This window comes from Croceicoccus bisphenolivorans, from assembly GCF_001634625.1.
Lineage (GTDB): Bacteria > Pseudomonadota > Alphaproteobacteria > Sphingomonadales > Sphingomonadaceae > Croceicoccus > Croceicoccus bisphenolivorans.
Genome location: NZ_LRSE01000003.1, coordinates 1 through 15,616, shown reverse-complemented (window position 1 = coordinate 15,616; position 15,616 = coordinate 1). Strand labels below are relative to the sequence as shown.

The following is a 15,616-nucleotide window of genomic DNA, read 5'->3' as shown; positions in this document are numbered from 1 at the left end:
GAATATGGCGCAAATCGTTCCGGTCGTACTGTGCGGCGGAAGCGGGACGCGCCTGTGGCCGCGGTCGCGCGCGGACAAGCCCAAGCCGTTCATCCCACTGGTTGGGGAAGAGCCGCTGTTCGTGGCCACCCTTGGCCGTTGCGCCGACAGGGAGATGTTCGCCAGCCCGATCGTCGTAACCGGCTCTCCCCACCTCGTTCACGTGGAAGGGCAGCTGGATGACGGGCACGGGCAGGTCATCGTCGAACCGGTGGCGCGCAACACGGCAGCGGCCATTGCCCTTGCCGCATGCCGCCTGAACGAGGACGACGTGATGCTCGTCTGCCCCAGCGATCACCATATCGCCGATTGCGACGCCTTTATCGCGGCGGCGCGCCGTGCGGGCGAACTGGCGCGCGATGGCTGGCTGGTCGCTTTCGGCATCACGCCCGATGCGCCGGAAACCGGCTTCGGGTACCTCAGGCAGGGCGACGAGATCGGCGACGGTGCCTGGCGTATCGCCCAGTTCGTGGAGAAGCCGGATCGGGAGCGGGCCGAGGCTTTCCTGCTTGCCGGCGGGTATAGCTGGAACGGCGGGCTCTTCGCATTTCGGGCAGGCACTTTCATGGACGAACTTGCTACCCATCGCCCCGATATCGCCCGCCACGCGCGCGAAGCAGTTGCCGCGGGGCATGAGGATGGGCGCCGCTTCTATCCCGAGGCCAAGGCATTCGGAGAGATCGAGAGCGAAAGCGTCGACTACGCGGTGATGGAAAACACCGACAAGGCGGCGATGGTGCCGGTGCAGATGGGCTGGTCCGACATCGGCAACTGGCATGCCCTGCATCTGGCGGTGGATGCCGACGAGGCGGGAAACGTCGCGCGCGGTCGGGCCGAACTGGTCGATTGCCGCAATGTCATGGTCGATACCGACGGACCGCGCGTGTCTGTCATCGGGCTGGAAGATGTCGTCGTCGTCGTGGACGGAGACGAAGTGCTGGTCACCACGCGGGAGGGCGCGCAGAAGGTGGGCAAGCTGGCCGGAGCCAGCAACCAGTGATCCTGCCGACGATCAGCGTCGAGAAACCATGGGGCAGGGACAGTCTGCCCGCCCCCTTCACGACCGGCGCAGGCCAGCGCATCGGCGAGATCTGGTTCGATCCGCCGCCGCAGTTGCCGCAACTGCTGGTGAAGTACATCTTCACCGGCGAGAAGCTTTCGGTTCAGGTCCACCCGGACGATGACCAGACCCAGGCTGCGGGATTGGGCCGGCAGGGGAAGTCCGAATGCTGGTATGTCATCGATGCCGAACCGGACGCCACACTTGGCATCGGATTTGCCGATCATGTCACGGCAGAGGACATGCGCGCCGCCGCGCTCGACGGTTCGATAGAGAAGCTGCTGGTCTGGCATCCGGTGCAGACCGGCGATTTCTTCTACATTCCGGCCAACACCGTCCACGCCATCGGCGCAGGCGTCAGCCTGATCGAGGTGCAGCAGAACAGCGACATCACTTATCGCCTCTACGATTATGGCCGTCCGCGCGAACTGCATCTCGATGCAGGCGTGGCCGTTGCCAGCGGGACGCCCTACGACATGGAACTGTTTCGCCATGTGCCCGGCCACGGGACGCAGCGGCTGGTGAACGGGCCGCACTTCATCCTGGACAGGATAGATGGCGAGATTCCCGAGATGAACGCGCGCGATTATCCGGCGCAGCTTCTCGTCATTCCGCGCACGCCCGGCATTCGCGTCGGCGGCGTGGAGGTTGCCGTGGGCGAATGTGCGCTGGCGCCAGCCATCGGCGGTGTCGACATTGCCGATGGCGCGCTCTGCCTTCTGGCGCGGCCGCGCTGAGAGCCCTTTTCCCCCGGCGCCGGCGCGAGTAGAGCAAGGCCATGATCGTTCAGTCCATTCAGCTTGCGCTTGCGCCCGTCTTCGTCCTCGTCGCCATCGGCAATATCCTGAACATGCTCGCATCGCGCCATGCCCGCGTGGTCGATCGCACGCGCGAGATGCAGACTGCCTTCCTGAAGACGACAGGCGAGGAGCACGATGCCAGCGTGCGCGAACTGCGGATGCTGGCGCGGCGCACTTACCTGATCGGTCGGGCACAACTGACGCTGGTGCTAAGCGGCATCACCATCGGGATGACGGTCGTTCTGATCTTTTCCAGCCAGTTCATCCACGCGTCAACCGAACCGTTCGTCGCGATCTGCTTTGCACTGGCAATCGCGTTGCTGCTGTGGGGCCTCGTCCTGTTCCTCATGGAAACGCGCGTTGCTGCCGAACAGCTGCGCGTGCCGCTCAGCTTCCTCGAACTGGATCGCGACCTCTGACCGGTCAGGCGAGGAGCTTGCGCCCCTTGTCTTCCAGCGCGCCCTGAATCATCGGTTCGACGAAGGACAGCGCTGGCGGAAGGTCTATGGTGAAGACAACGGCCGCATCCTCGATATCGACGTTGCCTGACAGTTCCTGCCCCATGGCGCGGATTGTCATCACCATGCGGTCCTCACTGGCCCAGCTAGTTTCCACGTCGGCCAGCCCGCCCGGCACGAAACCGGCGATGCTGTCCTGCTTTTCGTCGAGGCGACGGCGCACCTCCGCCTTGGGGAGGGAGTGCGGCACGGCTACGCGCATGTCAGTTTTCCTTGGGTAGAGATCAATTGTCGCCCGAAATGCGGGGCGTGGGGTCTACAGGGGGCAGGGCAGGTGGCTCGTCCATCGTGCCACCGTACTTGTAATCGAGATATCGTGTGCGCACGGCCAGCGCGTCCAGATCCCCCTCAGCAAGCTGGCGCGTAACCGTGTCGATCTCGCGGCTGATACTGGCAAGGCTTTCCGTCACTTGCCTGTCGGGCGTGCTGCCCGCGCTGTCCTGATCGCGAAGGTGACGCGGGATTTTCGTGTAGCTGGTGACCACGTCGGGCAAGTCGCGGGTAACGAGATTGCGCACCGAAACGGCGGCCGGCGTATTTTCATCCAGCCCGCGCAGCTGGGCGCCCAGTCCGTCAAGTTGCACGCCGATGCCGTCGACGATGTTGCGGGCAGGGGCCGGCAGGGCAGGGCGCTGCATTTCCAGCCACAGCTCTGTCCGCGCGACGTTCTCGCCAAGGCTCCCTTTCGGCAAGGTCTTCAGCGTCGGCACTTTCAGCTTCGGGTATTTCGCCAGAACTCCGATCGCCACCGCCATCAGCAGGACCGTGACGAACAGACCTTCAAAACCCAGCGCGCTGACGAAGATACCGTAGCCCATCGCCGCGATGACGATTGCCGCAAGCGCGATCAGGATGCGCTTCAGCTTTCGCGTCGCGTGTTCGCGCTTCAATCGGGCCGAACCGTCGCCGATCGACGCACGGCGTCCGCCGGCGCGCTGTTCGATCAGCGAATTGCGCCCTTCGGTCATGATCCGGTCTGCATCATGGGTGCTGTCGTTCATTTCCGCGTCGCCCGCGTCCGGTCCTATCCGTCGATGCTCAGCAGCGGGTTGCCCTGCACTTCGACTTGCGCCTTGTTCGCGCCTTCGGCCCGGGCGATGTAGCCGCGCGATTTCTCCACCTCGTCAGACAGGGTGTTCACGGTCTGCTTCATCGAATCGAGCGCCTTCAACTTGAACGTGTCGATCGTGTCCATCGTGTCGTAGATGTTCTGGAACGCGCGCTGCAGCGTTTCCAGCGGGATCGTGCTGGACGCGGCCTGTTCGTGGATCTTGCCGGTCTGGTCGCGCAGCAGTGTGCTGGTGCTGTCGATGATGCCCGCTGTCGTGTCGTTCAATGCCGTGATCTGGCCCAGAACCAGCCGCTGGTTCGTCATCGCCTGTGCCACCGTCACAGCGGTGCGCAGGGCGGATACGGTCGTCGTGCTGGCGCGGTCGACGCCCTTCACCAGTTCGACGTTGTTCTTTTTCACCAGATCGAGCGCGAGATAGCCCTGCACGCTCACCGCCATCTGGGTCAGCAGGTCCTGCGTGCGCTGGCGGGTATAGAACAGCGCGGTTTCGCGGATTGCTTTGGCCTTGGCCGGTTCGCTGGCATCAAGGTCGTTGGCTGCTTCCTCCAGCTTGTCGTCCAGCGTCTTGGAGATGTGGATCATCTGCTCCAGTTTGCCCATCGCGTCCCACAGCTTCTGCCGTTCGACGTCGATCGCCGCATTGTCCATCAACAGCTCGTCCTTGCCGCTGGCAAGGCGTGCAAGGATCGCCTGGATGTGCCCCTGCGCGCTGGTGTAGCTGTCGAAATAGCCCTTCAGCTTGTTGCCGAAGGGGATGATGCCGAACAGCTTGCGGCCCGTCAGCTTGCCCTTGCGACCGGGATCGAGATCCTCGACCGTCTGGCGCAGTTCGGTAAGGTCCGCGCCGATGCCGCTGTCCGCGTCCATCGCGCGCACTGGCCGGTCGAGGAAGCGGTTCGACATCGACGATGCCGCCATGATCTCCTTGCGGCCCATGTTGGTCAGCTGGTCGACCTTCTTGCCGAATTCGGGCGAGTTCGCATCCTGCGCGACGAGATCGGACACGAACAGGTCGACCTTTGCTTCCAGCTTCGACTTCGTCTCTTCGCCCACCGGCACAAGCCCTGCGGCCTTTTCCGGCTTTACCTCCGGTACGGGGCCGGGCGCTTCGAGGGTCAGTTCGGTCGCGGTCGCGGTTTCAGTCGGCTGCTGGGCCATGGTCATCCCGTTCGAAAGAGGCGGAAATCGCCCCGTGGTCTGCAACTGTATTAGCGATGTAAGACACGCCTTTCAAGGCACCTCACTCGGTTCCGTCGATCTGGCGCGTGACATGCGCCAGCCATGCGTCGCTTTCGATGTGACGCAGCATGGAAAGATTGATCGCCTCGCGGATCGGGCTGTCGGCAGGAAGGGCCATGCCATAATGTTGCCGGCCGAACGATCCGGGAAGAACGCGCAAGTCCGCCGTGTCGCTTCCGTGCGAAAGATCGTAGCGCAGGATGGGATCGTCATGGACAAAGGCGTCGATCTTCCCGTCAGCCAGCGCGGCCAGACCGTCGCTGACCCCGTTATACCCTGCGGACGCGATGCCGTCGCGGGCTAGCCACTCCTCTCCGGCGGAACCGGCGATGGCGCCGACGCGCACACCGTCAAGGTCCGACGGGCCGGTCACGCGCCCTTCCAGCCGGCCCGTGGTGAGCGAGGATGCGATCATGCCGGTGATGGTCGAGATGATGAGCAGGGCGGTGAACATCCAGATCAGCGCGACGATCTTTCCGGCAGGCGTGCGCGGTGCCTTGTCGCCATAGCCGACGGTGGTCATCGTCACGGCGGCGAACCAGAACCCGGAGCCGAGCCCCTGCGGCCCTTCGGGAAATTCGGCGCTGTTGCGCTTTCGCTCGGTCATCCAGAACAGGAAGCCCACGAAACCCAGCATTGCCACCAGCACCAGCAGCGTCTTCATGAAATCCCACGAAAAGAACTGGCCGAGAAGGGCGAGCCAGCCCGGCGCTTCCTTGCGCACGGCGATGCCGAAGCCGGTTGCGTAGAACGGGTGGCTGAAATCGACGCTTCTCTCCCGCTCCTGCGTGATCGTCAGCGCGCCGACGCTGGCATCGTAGGTGCCGTCCGCCACGCCATCGACCATTCCGGCAAGATCGCTTTCGACCAGCTCGTAGTCATAGCCGTTGGCTTCGGCGACGACGCGCCATAGTTCGATGGCGAGGCCTTCCCAGTGGCCGTCCTCGCTCTTGATCGCGAATGGCGGTGCCTCGCGCGTGGCGACCTGCATCCTTTCGGGAGCGGGGGCGTTCTGTGCCATGGCTGACAGGGGAAGCCATGCTGCCAGAAACGCAAGGATTGGTGCGATGAGCCTGCCGGTCGTGCGGTTCATGCCCGGATCATGCAGCAATCGGCAGACCATGCAAGGGTGCAAGGCCCCTCGCTTACCGCTTTCGCGCGGTGCGCGATGGCGCTAGAAGCCGTTCACAACAGTTCGGGAATACGAAGAATGATCCGCAAATTCGTTCATGGCGCGGCGCTTGCAGCTCTCGTCGTCGGTCTTGCCGCGTGCAACACGGTAAAGGGGCTTGGCGAGGATATCAGCTCTGTCGGCCGTGCCGGAGAGGAAGCGATCAACTGACCGGCCCCGCCGGTCAGCGGTATTCGTTCCAGCTCTTCGTCAGCATCACCGCGCAATTGATGATGCCGACCAGAGAGTAGGTCTGAGGGTAGTTGCCCCACAGCTCCGATGTCTTGGGGTCGATATCCTCGCTCAGCATTCCGGCGCCGGTGCGGCGGTCCAGCATGACTTCGAACAGGCGGCGGGCCTCGTCCTCCTGCCCGGTCAACGATAGCGCCTCGATCAGCCAGAACGTCGCCACGTTGAACGCGGTGTGCGGGATGCCGAAATCGTCCTTGCTGTCATAGCGGAGCATCTGGTCGCCGCGGCGCAGCGATTTTTCGACAACCTTCAGCGTCGAATGGATCTTCGGATCGTCTTTCGAAATGAAGCGCAGGTCGAGCAGCTGGATGATGCTGGCATCGCGCATGTTGCCGCCGAACGTGGAGGAGATCAGCCCTTCCTCCTCGTTCCAGCTCCGCTCCATGATCTCTGCCCGCAGACGCGCGGCATTTTCGCGCCAGTAGGTTTCGCGTTCTTCCAGTCCCAGTACCTGGGCGGCGTGGGCCAGCCGGTCGCACGCGGCCCAGCACATGGCCGCCGAATAGGTATGCACGTGGGTGGAATTGCGCAGTTCCCACAGCCCCGCGTCGGGCTTGTCCCAGACGGACAGTGCGCGTTCGCCCACCTTTTCCAGGTGGCGGAAATCCTCGACGCCGGAAATGCGCAGCAGCCGCCGGTCGGCAAAGGCCTGCGCGCTCGACAATACGATCTGGCCATAGGCGTCGTGCTGGATCTGGAACCATGCCGCATTGCCGATGCGCACGGGACCCATGCCGCGATATCCGGCCAGGTGCTCTGCCTCGCCCTCCGGCAGTTCAGGGTTGCCGCGCACGTCGAACATCGGGTGGATGTGACCACCCTTGGCATTGTCGACGATGTTGCGCAGGAAGCCGAGGTAGCTTTCCAGCACGTCCAGCGCGCCGATGCGGTTCAGCGCCTGAACCGTGTAATAGGCATCGCGGATCCAGCAATAGCGGTAATCCCAGTTGCGACCGGAATGCGCGTGTTCGGGGATCGAAGTCGTCAACGCCGCGACGATGGCGCCGGTATCCTCGTGCTGGCACAGTTTCAGCCCGATGGCGGCGCGGATGACCGCGTCCTGCCACTCGAACGGAATCGCAAGGCCGCGAACCCAGTGGCGCCATTCCTTCGCCGTACGGCTCAGCATGTCGCCGACCCCGCTTTCCAGGCTGGTGGAGAAGCTCTCGTCCGGTCCGAAGAAGAAGTGCAGTTGCCGTTCGACGCGAAACGCCGTTTCCTGCTGGACCAGCCCGATGGGGGCATCGGTTGTCAACCGCATCGCCATTGCCGGAATGCGGTACGTGATGTGGCTGGACCCGAAGCTGCGTTCGGGCTTGGTGGCGCCATATTCCGCCGCAGGGCGAAGCGCCATGCGGATGCGCGGCGATCCCTTTACTGGGCGAACCACGCGGGCAAATGCAACGGGGCGATAGATGCGCCCCTTGTCGCGGTAGCGCGGGCAGAAATCGATCACCTCCAGCGCATTGCCCTCTTCATCGGCATATTGCGTCTTCAGGATCGGCGTATTGCGGATGTAGGACTGGCCCACGACGCGCCCGCCTTCCATCGCGATGGACCAGAAGCCAAGTGCGTCGGCACCCTTCCCGTGGTCGAGCAGGGAGCAGAACACCGGATCGCCGTCGACACGCGGGATGCAGGCCCATTTGAACGTGCCATGGCGATCGACAAGGGCAGAGGCCTGGCAGTTGCCGATCGGCCAGAGTTCGAGATCGGCCAGATCGTCCGCAGCAGCGGCGATGGCAGCGTCAGCTTGATTCGGATCGCTCATTCCTTCGGAATTTAGGCGGCTGCCGGATCGTGTGAAGCCCTTTGCGCCGAATTCTTTTGCACTGCGGCATTTTCCCTGCCCGCTCGACAGCGGGGCCGCGAACGCTAAAATGGGCCATTGCGCGCCGGATTTGTCGCGCAACGGCATTGGTTTGATATCGGTTCGAGGCAGGGTAGCGGCACAGGGGGCATGGTCGAACAAAAAACAGCGGTAACCCGCGCGAGGACAAGCTTTAGCGCGGTCCTCCTTTCATTCCGGCTCTGGTGGCGTCATGCCGTCGTCCGCACGGTCGATCAAGCCGCCGTGATCGAGAACCGGCGCGAGGAAGCGGTGATTTCCGCGCGCTACATGTTCATGCTGGCGATGGCGGCGGGCATCGCCGTGCTGGGCCTCTTGCTGTCCTCGCCTGCGGTGGTGATCGGCGCGATGCTGCTTTCCCCGCTGATGGGGCCGATCATCGGGCTTGGCTTCGCGCTGGCGACGGGCGATTTCGTGTGGCTGCGCAAATCGCTGCGCGCTCTGGGCGTGGGTACGCTGCTGGCCATTGCCTTCACGGCGCTGATCGTCGCGCTTTCCCCGCTGCAGACGGTGACGCCCGAAATCGCGGCGCGCACGCGGCCCAACCTGTTCGACTTGTTCATCGCGCTGTTTTCCGCGCTTGCCGGCGCATATGCGATGATCCGCGGGCGGGAGGGCACGGTTGTCGGCGTGGCCATCGCAACCGCGTTGATGCCGCCGCTGGCCGTTGTCGGCTTCGGTCTTGCGACCCTCAACTGGACGGTCTTTTCCGGCGCCCTGCTGCTCTATGTCACCAACCTCATCACCATCGCGATGACGGCCATGGTGATGGCGCGCCTCTACGGCTTTCGCACCAGCCTCAGCGAAAACCAGACACGATTGCAGGATGCGGTCGTCATTCTGGCCTTCGTCGCGCTTGCGATCCCGCTGGGCCTGTCGCTGAACCAGATCCGGCAGGAAGCAACCTTCACCCGGCAGGCCAATGCGGCCATTTCGGACAGTTTTCCCGGCAAGGCGCGTATCTCGCAGATCGATATCGACTTCGACAGCGAACCGGTGGCCGTGATGGCCACGGTGCTGACGCCCCAGATCATGAACGGGGCGGAGGATCAGGTAACGCGTCGGTTGTCGCGCCTTATCGACGGGCCTGTGCAACTGACGCTGGACCAGTTCGAGGTGGGGACGAGTGCGTCCGCCGCCGAACAGGCGCAACTTGCCGCCGCACGTGCGCAAGAGCAGGAGGCCAGCGACCGCGAGGTGCGTGATCTTGTCGGCCGGCTGGCCCTGATTGCGGGTGTTACCGACAGCGATGTCCTCGTCGATCGCGAAGCACGCAAGGCGCAAGTGTCGGCCAAGGCTCTCGCCGGGGCGGACCTTGCGACATATGCCGAACTGGAAACACGCATCGCGCGCAGCGTGCCGAAATGGAAGGTCAGCCTGCTGCCGCCCGCCAGCGCGCTTCCCGAAGTCACCATTGCCGAAGGCGAACTGGACGAACGCGGTCAGAAGGCCGCCGACCTGATTGCATGGTCCGCATCGCGGATCACCGCGCCGGTCAGGCTGTCGGGTGGGGCCGGGGACGTGGCGATCGTTCGCGAGGCGCTGGAACAGAAAGGCGTGCCATTGACGGTCGAGACCCTTCGGCGCAACACCGGCAGCGTTCGGGCCGCATGGGCAACGCCCGACACCGAAACGGGAGGGGAATGATGGCTGTCGAAATACGCATCCTGCTCTATGCGGCGATCCTGCTGCTGGTGCATGTCTTTGCCGAAGTGCATTTCAAGACGAAGCAGTACGGCACGAAATGGAACATGGGCGCGCGTGACGAGGACTTGCCGCCGCTCAATCCCGTTGCCGGACGGCTGGGGCGGGCAAAGGCGAACTACCTTGAAACGCTGCCGGTCGCGATCATCGTGCTGTTCGGCGTTGTCGTCGCGGGACGGACGAGCGAGATGACGGCGCTGGGCGGCTGGCTCTGGCTAGGTGCGCGAATCGTCTATCTGCCGCTTTACTGGGCGGGTGTTCCGATGGTGCGGACGCTTGTTTTCCTGGTCAGTATCATTGGCCTTGCGATGGTGGCCTGGCCGCTATTCGCTGCATGAAAGCAATAATTCAGCCGGTTTTGCCGGTCTGAAAAAATCGGGGCGGCCCTTCGCGGGGCCGCCCTCTCCTCTCCAACCTTTTGTGTCCGTAGTCTCAAGCTGCGAGCTGATAAGGCTCTATTTCGCCCGACAAATAGAGCTTCTTGGCCTTGGCGCGGCTCAGCTTGCCCGAAGAGGTGCGCGGCAGCGTGCGCGGCGGCACCAGTTCGACCACGCAGTTCATGCCGGTGATCGAACGCACCTTGTCGCGGATCTGGTCGTGCAGTTTCACCCGCTCGATGGGATCGGAAACGCGGCAATGGACCAGCACGGCGGGCACTTCCTCGCCGTTTTCGGCCTGCACCGCGAAAGCCGCGATATCGCCTTGGTGGAAGCCCGGCAGTTGTTCCACGGCCCATTCGATGTCCTGCGGCCAGTGGTTCTTGCCGTTGATGATGATCATGTCCTTGGCGCGGCCGACGATGAACAAGTAGCCGTCCACGGTGTAACCCATGTCGCCGGTATCCAGCCAACCGTCCACAAGGCACGCCTCGGTCGCTTCGGGATCGCGGAAATAGGAATGCATGACGCTGGGGCCGCGGCACCACACCTTGCCGATGTGGTGATCGGGCATTTCACGCCCTTCCTCGCCCCGGATGGCCACTTCCATGCCGCGCACGGCCTTGCCGCAGTTGACGATGGCGCGATAGCGGGCAGGGCGCGACAGGTCGCGCGGCGTGCCGGACAGGCGCTCTTCCTCCACCAGTTCGACCTTGATGCCTTCGCCCGGCGGCATGATCGTTACCGCCAGCGTCGCTTCGGCAAGGCCGTAGCTGGGCGTGAAGGCATTGGCCTTGAACCCTGCTTCGGCGAATGCGTCGACGAAGTTCTGCATGACGTCGGGGCGGATCATGTCGGCCCCGTTGCCGGCCAGCCGCCACCGCGACAGGTCGAAGCGTTCCGAAACGTTAGACTGGCTGGAAATGCGGCGGGCGCAGATGTCGTAGCCGAACGTGGGCGAGTAGGAGATCGAATTGCCCTCGTTCCGGCTGATCAGGTCCAGCCAGGCCAGCGGGCGGCGGGCGAAATCCTCAGTCTTCAGGTAGTCGCCCGAAACCTGGTTCGCGATCAGCGAGAGGAAGCAGCCGACAAGGCCCATGTCGTGGTACCACGGCAGCCAAGAGATGCAGCGATCGTTGTCGGTAAGCACCATGCCGTGCGAATGCGCGGCAAGGTTCGACATCAGCGCCCCGTGGGTCACGGCAACGCCGTGCGGAAAGCGGGTCGAGCCGGAGGAATACTGCAGATAGCAGATGTCGTCGGACTTCAGTTCGGGCAGGGCGACTTCGGGTGCCTCCCGCTCTCCAAAGCTGCTCCAGTCGATGCCGTCGCAGCCCTGCCGCTCTGCCGCGGCGGAGGCCATCGCTGCGATCTCTGCCGGATAGAGCAGCATGGTCGGATCGCTCGACTGCAGCTGAACGGCCAGCTGGTCGATATAGCTTTCCTTGCCGCCGAAACTGGTCGGCAAAGGCAGCGGCACCGGCCATGCGCCGGCATAGACCGCGCCGCAGAACAGGGCCGCGAATTCGGTGCCGGTTTCGGCTACCAGTGCGATCCGGTCGCCCGGCCGGATGCCGCTCGCCACAAGCCGCCGCGCCATGGCGAGAGCGTCTTCGCGCAGTTCCGCATAAGGATAGACCCGCGTCAGCTTGCCGCGCGGATCGTGGAAATTCAGCCCGCGAGACCCTTGTGCCGCATAGTCGACCGCGTCGGCGAACGTCGCGAAGTCGGCAAAACGGCGCGGCAGTGCATCCGCGTTGGGGGTGGGTTCAAGGGGGGCGCCAGCCGTGGGGGCGGTTTGCGTCATAAAGCTGTTGCTTTCCCGTCAAGTTGCAAAAAACGGTTCGCTTTAGTCGCCTTCAGGATTAATCCGCCATGAAACCGGACTTTCCTTCGGGCCCTTCGCAAACTCGTCAGGTTTGATGCGTGGCCTCTGATCCCAAGGTCGTTCCCAATGTTACGAGACTGTGGCACGAATATGGCGCGATGACTTCGGATGAGGGCGAATATCCACGGAAAAGGCGCTCTGCAAGGGTAAGAATGCCCCTGAACGCCGCTTCGCTTGACGAAATGGCGCTTGCCTATGTCGCGCGTTTCGCGACCACGGCGCAAGGATTGGAGCGGTATTGCCGGCGCAAACTGCGTGAACGGGGCTGGGAAGGGCAGGACGATGGCGCGCCCGCGCCGGATGTCGCCGCGCTGGTCGAACGCTTTGTCGCCAACCGCTATGTCGATGACAGCGAATATGCCCGCGCGCGTTCGGGAAGCCTGCTGAGGCGCGGATATGGCGCGCGGCGGGTGGGCCAGGCGCTCGATGCGGCGGGCGTTTCGGCAGAGGATCGCGACGTGGTCAGCGAAGTCGAAGCACGCAGGGCCGCCTTGCGGCTGGCCGAAAAACGCCGGTTCGGGCCGTTCGGCGCGGACGGGGCACCGCCTGCCGACCGCGCGGTGCGCGAAAAACAACTGGCGGCCATGTTGCGCGCTGGCCACCCGCTCGATACGGCGCGGCGGTTGGTCGAAGCGGCGGATGCCGACATGGCGCGCGAATGGGCCGATGTGGCCGGTGAAGAAGGATCGTGATGCGAATTAGTGTTTTGGCGTGTCTGCTGGCCGTACCGTCGGTCGCGGCCTGCGCCCAGTCGCCTCAGGTGCCAGCCGCAGCGGCCAGTGATGCGGTTGCGGCAACGCATCCGGTGTCCGGCTATGCGCTGGTGCCGGTTTCGGTGGAAAGCGGGGGCAAGGTCCACGCTTTCACGGCCGAATACGTCAGCACCCCGGCCGAGCGGGCTCAGGGGTTGATGTTCCGCACCGAACTTGGCGCGGACGAGGGGATGTTCTTCGATTTCAGCACGACCGATCGCGTGTCGGTGCCGCGCAGGTTCTGGATGCACAATACCGTCATCCCGCTCGACATCATCTACGTGCGTGATGACGGTATCATCGACAGCATCGCCGCTGACGCGGTTCCCTATGACAATACGCCGCGCCCTTCGGACGGGCCGGCGATGTTCGTGCTGGAAATCCCGGGCGGACGCGCGGCGGAACTGGGTATCGGTCCGGGTGACAAGGTTCGCTTCGAACGGCCTGCGGGGCGATAGGGCAATCGCGTGGTTGCGGACGGGCGCGCTTGGGGCTAATCGCCCATGCACGATGAACCCAGCCACGATGGACTGTGGTGACACGATGAGCATGCGGGTAAAATGAGCATACTGGGCAAGATCTTCACCTGGTGGAACGGCGCCACTTTCAGCACGCTGCTCGACACCGGCCGTAACGGTACGCATGTCGGCACCGATGCGCAGGGCAACAAGTACTACCGCGCGAAGAAGCCGAACACCCAGGGCAACGAACGCCGCTGGGTGATCTACAACGGAGCGAACGATGCAAGCCGCGTGCCTGCCGAATGGCATGGCTGGCTACATGGTTCGTTCGACGACGTTCCCGAATCGAACCTGCCCCCGCCGCGCATCTGGGAAGTGGACTACACGCCGAACGCTACCGGCACGATGGGTGCCTATCGCCCCGCCGGCGCCCTTGAAAAGGGCGGCGCGCGCGCCCGTGCCACCGGCGATTACGAAGCCTGGTCGCCGGACCAGTGACCGGCCGCGCCCCGGGCCAGTTCAGGCGCAGTTTCGGGCGCGGGCTGGGGCTGGCGGCGTTGCTGCTGCTGGCCGCTTGCGGCAGTGAGCCGGAACCGGCGGAGACTGACGAGGGCGTGAAGTCCGAGCAGGCGGTTGCAGCACCGGCAGAGACCGAGAAACTGGCCGCCGATGCCGAACCGGTGATTGGCGAGGACGGGCTGCCCGAAGGTACTCCTATGGCGGAACGTGTCGCCACGCTGGGCCTGCTGAACAAGCGCAACAACCTGACGCAGGATATCGAGCTAAAGCCGGGCGAGGAACAGCGCGTCGGTGATGTGCTGATCAGGCTGGCGACTTGCGAACGCCGCCCGCCGTGGGATCCGGAGCCGGAAGAAGGCGCTTTCGTGCAGGTGTTCACGACCGGCGATGCCAAGGATGAAAATCCGGACTGGACCCGCATTTTCTCCGGCTGGCTGTTCCTCAACAGCCCGTCACTCAACGTGGTAGAGCATCCGATCTACGATGTCTGGATCAAGGATTGCGCAATGACTTTCCCGGGCGAAGAGGACGCACCGGCCAAGGACTGAAACCCTTGCGGAAGGGAGCGGTAGGGCGCTTCTTCCACCGGCCTGCACGCCCTTGCCACCATTTCGAGATAACGGGCCTGCGGCATGGCCACGGCGCCAAGGGAGGCGAGGTGGCTGGTCATGAACTGGCAATCGAGCAATTCCATGCCCGCCGCGCGCATGGCCGCCACCAGCCAGCATAGCGCCACTTTGGAAGCATCCGATTCGCGACTGAACATCGATTCGCCGCAGAACACGCGGTCGAATCCCACGCCGTACAACCCGCCGACCAGTTGCCCGTCGCGCCAGCATTCGACCGAATGGGCGTGTCCCAGCTTGTGCAGCAGGACGTAGCTTGCGGTGATCCGGTGGCTGATCCAGCTTTCCGAAACGTCGCCATCCTCCCCGTCACGCGGAGCGGCGCAGCCGGCGATAACCTGTTCAAATGCCTGATTGCAGGTGACGGTGAACCTGTCGCGGCGCAGGGTTTTGACCAGCGACCGGGATAGTGTCAGCCCGTCCAGCGGAAAGATCGCGCGTTCGCGCGGCTCGATCCACATGATTTCCGGATCGTCGCGCGTTTCGGCCATGGGGAAGATGCCGCTGCGATAGGCGAGCAGCAGCAATTGCGGATCGATGACCGACTGTGCGTCGGCGGGCGGCGTTGCCTTTGTCATCGCGCGCAAGGATGCCGCGCAATCGCTGGTTTGTCACCAGCGAGCTGCATTCATCGTCAAGAGATGCTTGTCACCGCCCGCGAAGGCGGTTAGAGGGCGCTCCACCTGCAGGAGTGTAGCTCAGTTGGTAGAGCATCGGTCTCCAAAACCGAGGGCCGCGGGTTCGAATCCTGCCACTCCTGCCACTTTCCCGGTGTTATGGCGCAATTGCACCAAGGTTCGTACATCGAAGACATCTCGGCGCGACCGGTTGACAGTCCAGATCCTCATACTTCTTGAGGATTGTGGCCACATGGTTAGGCGGCGGTTCGCATTAGGCCTGAGTTTTAGGTCCGAATCGATCCCTTGATCTCTGTTCGAGCTATTCGAGTTCCGTCATCCCGCCGCTAAATCTGCGGCAAGGTTGGGGATCTAACCCTGTCCAAAAATATTGCTACCGGTCAGCAAGAGAGGTCCGGCTCATTCCAGAGAAGACGACGTACGACTTTTCCGGTTAGCTACCGTCATGCTCAAGTTTCAAACTGGCTTCAAAGACGTCAGAGAAAAATTTCCCGGTAGCCTCATCTGCATTGTCCAGATCCATCAACGCTGCACGGTTTTTGATGTGGTAAAAAGGTGCAGGCCGGCCCGAGGCCGGGACGTCAGTTCGCTCTATCAAGAGGCCATGCTTCATGAGGATTTCCGTAAGCGCTGTCGCGGTCCCACCTTGCG

General features: G+C 63.5%; 18 protein-coding genes and 1 tRNA gene. 11 read left to right on the top strand and 8 right to left on the bottom strand.

Annotated features, from left to right (window positions below):
- Nucleotides 1-4: 4 nt before the first annotated feature.
- Genes A7A77_RS03270 through A7A77_RS03260 form a run of 3 tightly spaced genes read left to right on the top strand, consistent with a single transcriptional unit; the run spans nt 5 to nt 2,318 of the window.
- Nucleotides 5-1,039 (top strand): mannose-1-phosphate guanylyltransferase, encoded by a 1,035-nt coding sequence (locus A7A77_RS03270; protein ID WP_066553609.1) that lies wholly within the window; start codon nt 5-7, stop codon nt 1,037-1,039.
- Nucleotides 1,036-1,836, top strand: coding sequence for a class I mannose-6-phosphate isomerase (locus A7A77_RS03265; RefSeq protein WP_066553607.1), 801 nt, complete (start codon nt 1,036-1,038; stop codon nt 1,834-1,836). Before A7A77_RS03270 ends, A7A77_RS03265 begins: the two co-directional genes overlap by 4 nt.
- 41 nt (nt 1,837-1,877) lie before the next feature.
- Nucleotides 1,878-2,318: a DUF2721 domain-containing protein gene (locus A7A77_RS03260; RefSeq protein WP_066553605.1), complete on the top strand. Its 441-nt coding sequence runs from the start codon at nt 1,878-1,880 to the stop codon at nt 2,316-2,318.
- Nucleotides 2,319-2,322: 4 nt separating this feature from the next.
- Here the strand turns inward: A7A77_RS03260 and A7A77_RS03255 are convergent, their stop codons facing one another.
- From A7A77_RS03255 to A7A77_RS03240, 4 genes are all read right to left on the bottom strand, one after another.
- On the bottom strand, nt 2,323-2,619 hold the full coding sequence (locus A7A77_RS03255; RefSeq protein WP_066553602.1) for a polyhydroxyalkanoic acid system family protein: 297 nt from the start codon (nt 2,617-2,619) through the stop codon (nt 2,323-2,325).
- A 22-nt stretch (nt 2,620-2,641) separates the two neighbouring features.
- A complete protein-coding gene (locus A7A77_RS03250; protein WP_066553599.1) occupies nt 2,642-3,418 on the bottom strand; it encodes a hypothetical protein in 777 nt (258 codons plus the stop codon).
- 23 nt (nt 3,419-3,441) lie between these two features.
- Entirely contained in the window at nt 3,442-4,647 is a 1,206-nt protein-coding gene (locus tag A7A77_RS03245; RefSeq protein ID WP_066554391.1) for a toxic anion resistance protein, read from the bottom strand.
- Between the two features lie 82 nt (nt 4,648-4,729).
- Nucleotides 4,730-5,821 (bottom strand): transporter substrate-binding domain-containing protein, encoded by a 1,092-nt coding sequence (locus A7A77_RS03240; RefSeq protein WP_066554389.1) that lies wholly within the window; start codon nt 5,819-5,821, stop codon nt 4,730-4,732.
- A 117-nt stretch (nt 5,822-5,938) separates the two neighbouring features.
- On the opposite strand from A7A77_RS03240, the gene A7A77_RS03235 reads away from it, so the two are divergent.
- Entirely contained in the window at nt 5,939-6,070 is a 132-nt protein-coding gene (locus tag A7A77_RS03235; protein ID WP_066553596.1) for an entericidin A/B family lipoprotein, read from the top strand.
- Between the two features lie 13 nt (nt 6,071-6,083).
- On the opposite strand, the gene A7A77_RS03230 is transcribed toward A7A77_RS03235, so the two are convergent.
- A complete protein-coding gene (locus A7A77_RS03230) occupies nt 6,084-7,922 on the bottom strand; it encodes a glycoside hydrolase family 15 protein (RefSeq protein WP_066553592.1) in 1,839 nt (612 codons plus the stop codon).
- A 189-nt stretch (nt 7,923-8,111) separates the two neighbouring features.
- On the opposite strand from A7A77_RS03230, the gene A7A77_RS03225 reads away from it, so the two are divergent.
- Nucleotides 8,112-9,647: a DUF389 domain-containing protein gene (locus A7A77_RS03225; RefSeq protein ID WP_082835868.1), complete on the top strand. Its 1,536-nt coding sequence runs from the start codon at nt 8,112-8,114 to the stop codon at nt 9,645-9,647.
- A complete protein-coding gene (locus A7A77_RS03220) occupies nt 9,647-10,042 on the top strand; it encodes an MAPEG family protein (RefSeq protein WP_066553588.1) in 396 nt (131 codons plus the stop codon). The genes A7A77_RS03225 and A7A77_RS03220 overlap by 1 nt, the downstream gene beginning before the upstream one ends.
- 94 nt (nt 10,043-10,136) lie before the next feature.
- On the opposite strand, the gene A7A77_RS03215 is transcribed toward A7A77_RS03220, so the two are convergent.
- Nucleotides 10,137-11,888, bottom strand: a complete 1,752-nt coding sequence (locus tag A7A77_RS03215) for a fatty acyl-AMP ligase (protein WP_066553585.1) — start codon at nt 11,886-11,888, stop codon at nt 10,137-10,139.
- A 233-nt stretch (nt 11,889-12,121) separates the two neighbouring features.
- Here A7A77_RS03215 and A7A77_RS03210 point away from each other — a divergent pair, with 233 nt between their 5' ends.
- The 4 genes from A7A77_RS03210 to A7A77_RS03195 all read left to right on the top strand — a co-directional run bounded on the left by A7A77_RS03210 (nt 12,122) and on the right by A7A77_RS03195 (nt 14,249).
- On the top strand, nt 12,122-12,661 hold the full coding sequence (locus tag A7A77_RS03210) for a regulatory protein RecX (protein ID WP_245638378.1): 540 nt from the start codon (nt 12,122-12,124) through the stop codon (nt 12,659-12,661).
- A complete protein-coding gene (locus A7A77_RS03205) occupies nt 12,661-13,179 on the top strand; it encodes a DUF192 domain-containing protein (protein WP_066553582.1) in 519 nt (172 codons plus the stop codon). Before A7A77_RS03210 ends, A7A77_RS03205 begins: the two co-directional genes overlap by 1 nt.
- Before the next feature lie 102 nt (nt 13,180-13,281).
- Nucleotides 13,282-13,680 carry an NADH:ubiquinone oxidoreductase subunit NDUFA12 gene (locus tag A7A77_RS03200; RefSeq protein WP_066553579.1) on the top strand — a complete coding sequence of 133 codons (399 nt, stop codon included), beginning with the start codon at nt 13,282-13,284 and terminating at the stop codon, nt 13,678-13,680.
- Nucleotides 13,677-14,249, top strand: a complete 573-nt coding sequence (locus tag A7A77_RS03195) for a DUF2155 domain-containing protein (protein ID WP_245638377.1) — start codon at nt 13,677-13,679, stop codon at nt 14,247-14,249. The genes A7A77_RS03200 and A7A77_RS03195 overlap by 4 nt, the downstream gene beginning before the upstream one ends.
- Here A7A77_RS03195 and aat read toward each other — a convergent pair.
- On the bottom strand, nt 14,180-14,905 hold the full coding sequence (gene aat, locus A7A77_RS03190) for a leucyl/phenylalanyl-tRNA--protein transferase (RefSeq protein ID WP_066553576.1): 726 nt from the start codon (nt 14,903-14,905) through the stop codon (nt 14,180-14,182). The genes A7A77_RS03195 and aat overlap by 70 nt on opposite strands.
- Nucleotides 14,906-15,014: 109 nt before the next feature.
- Here aat and A7A77_RS03185 point away from each other — a divergent pair.
- Nucleotides 15,015-15,090: transfer RNA gene (locus tag A7A77_RS03185), tRNA-Trp, on the top strand.
- Between the two features lie 308 nt (nt 15,091-15,398).
- Here the strand turns inward: A7A77_RS03185 and A7A77_RS03180 are convergent.
- The coding region (locus A7A77_RS03180; RefSeq protein WP_216635540.1) for a hypothetical protein at nt 15,399-15,616 on the bottom strand (218 nt) is incomplete at its 5' end.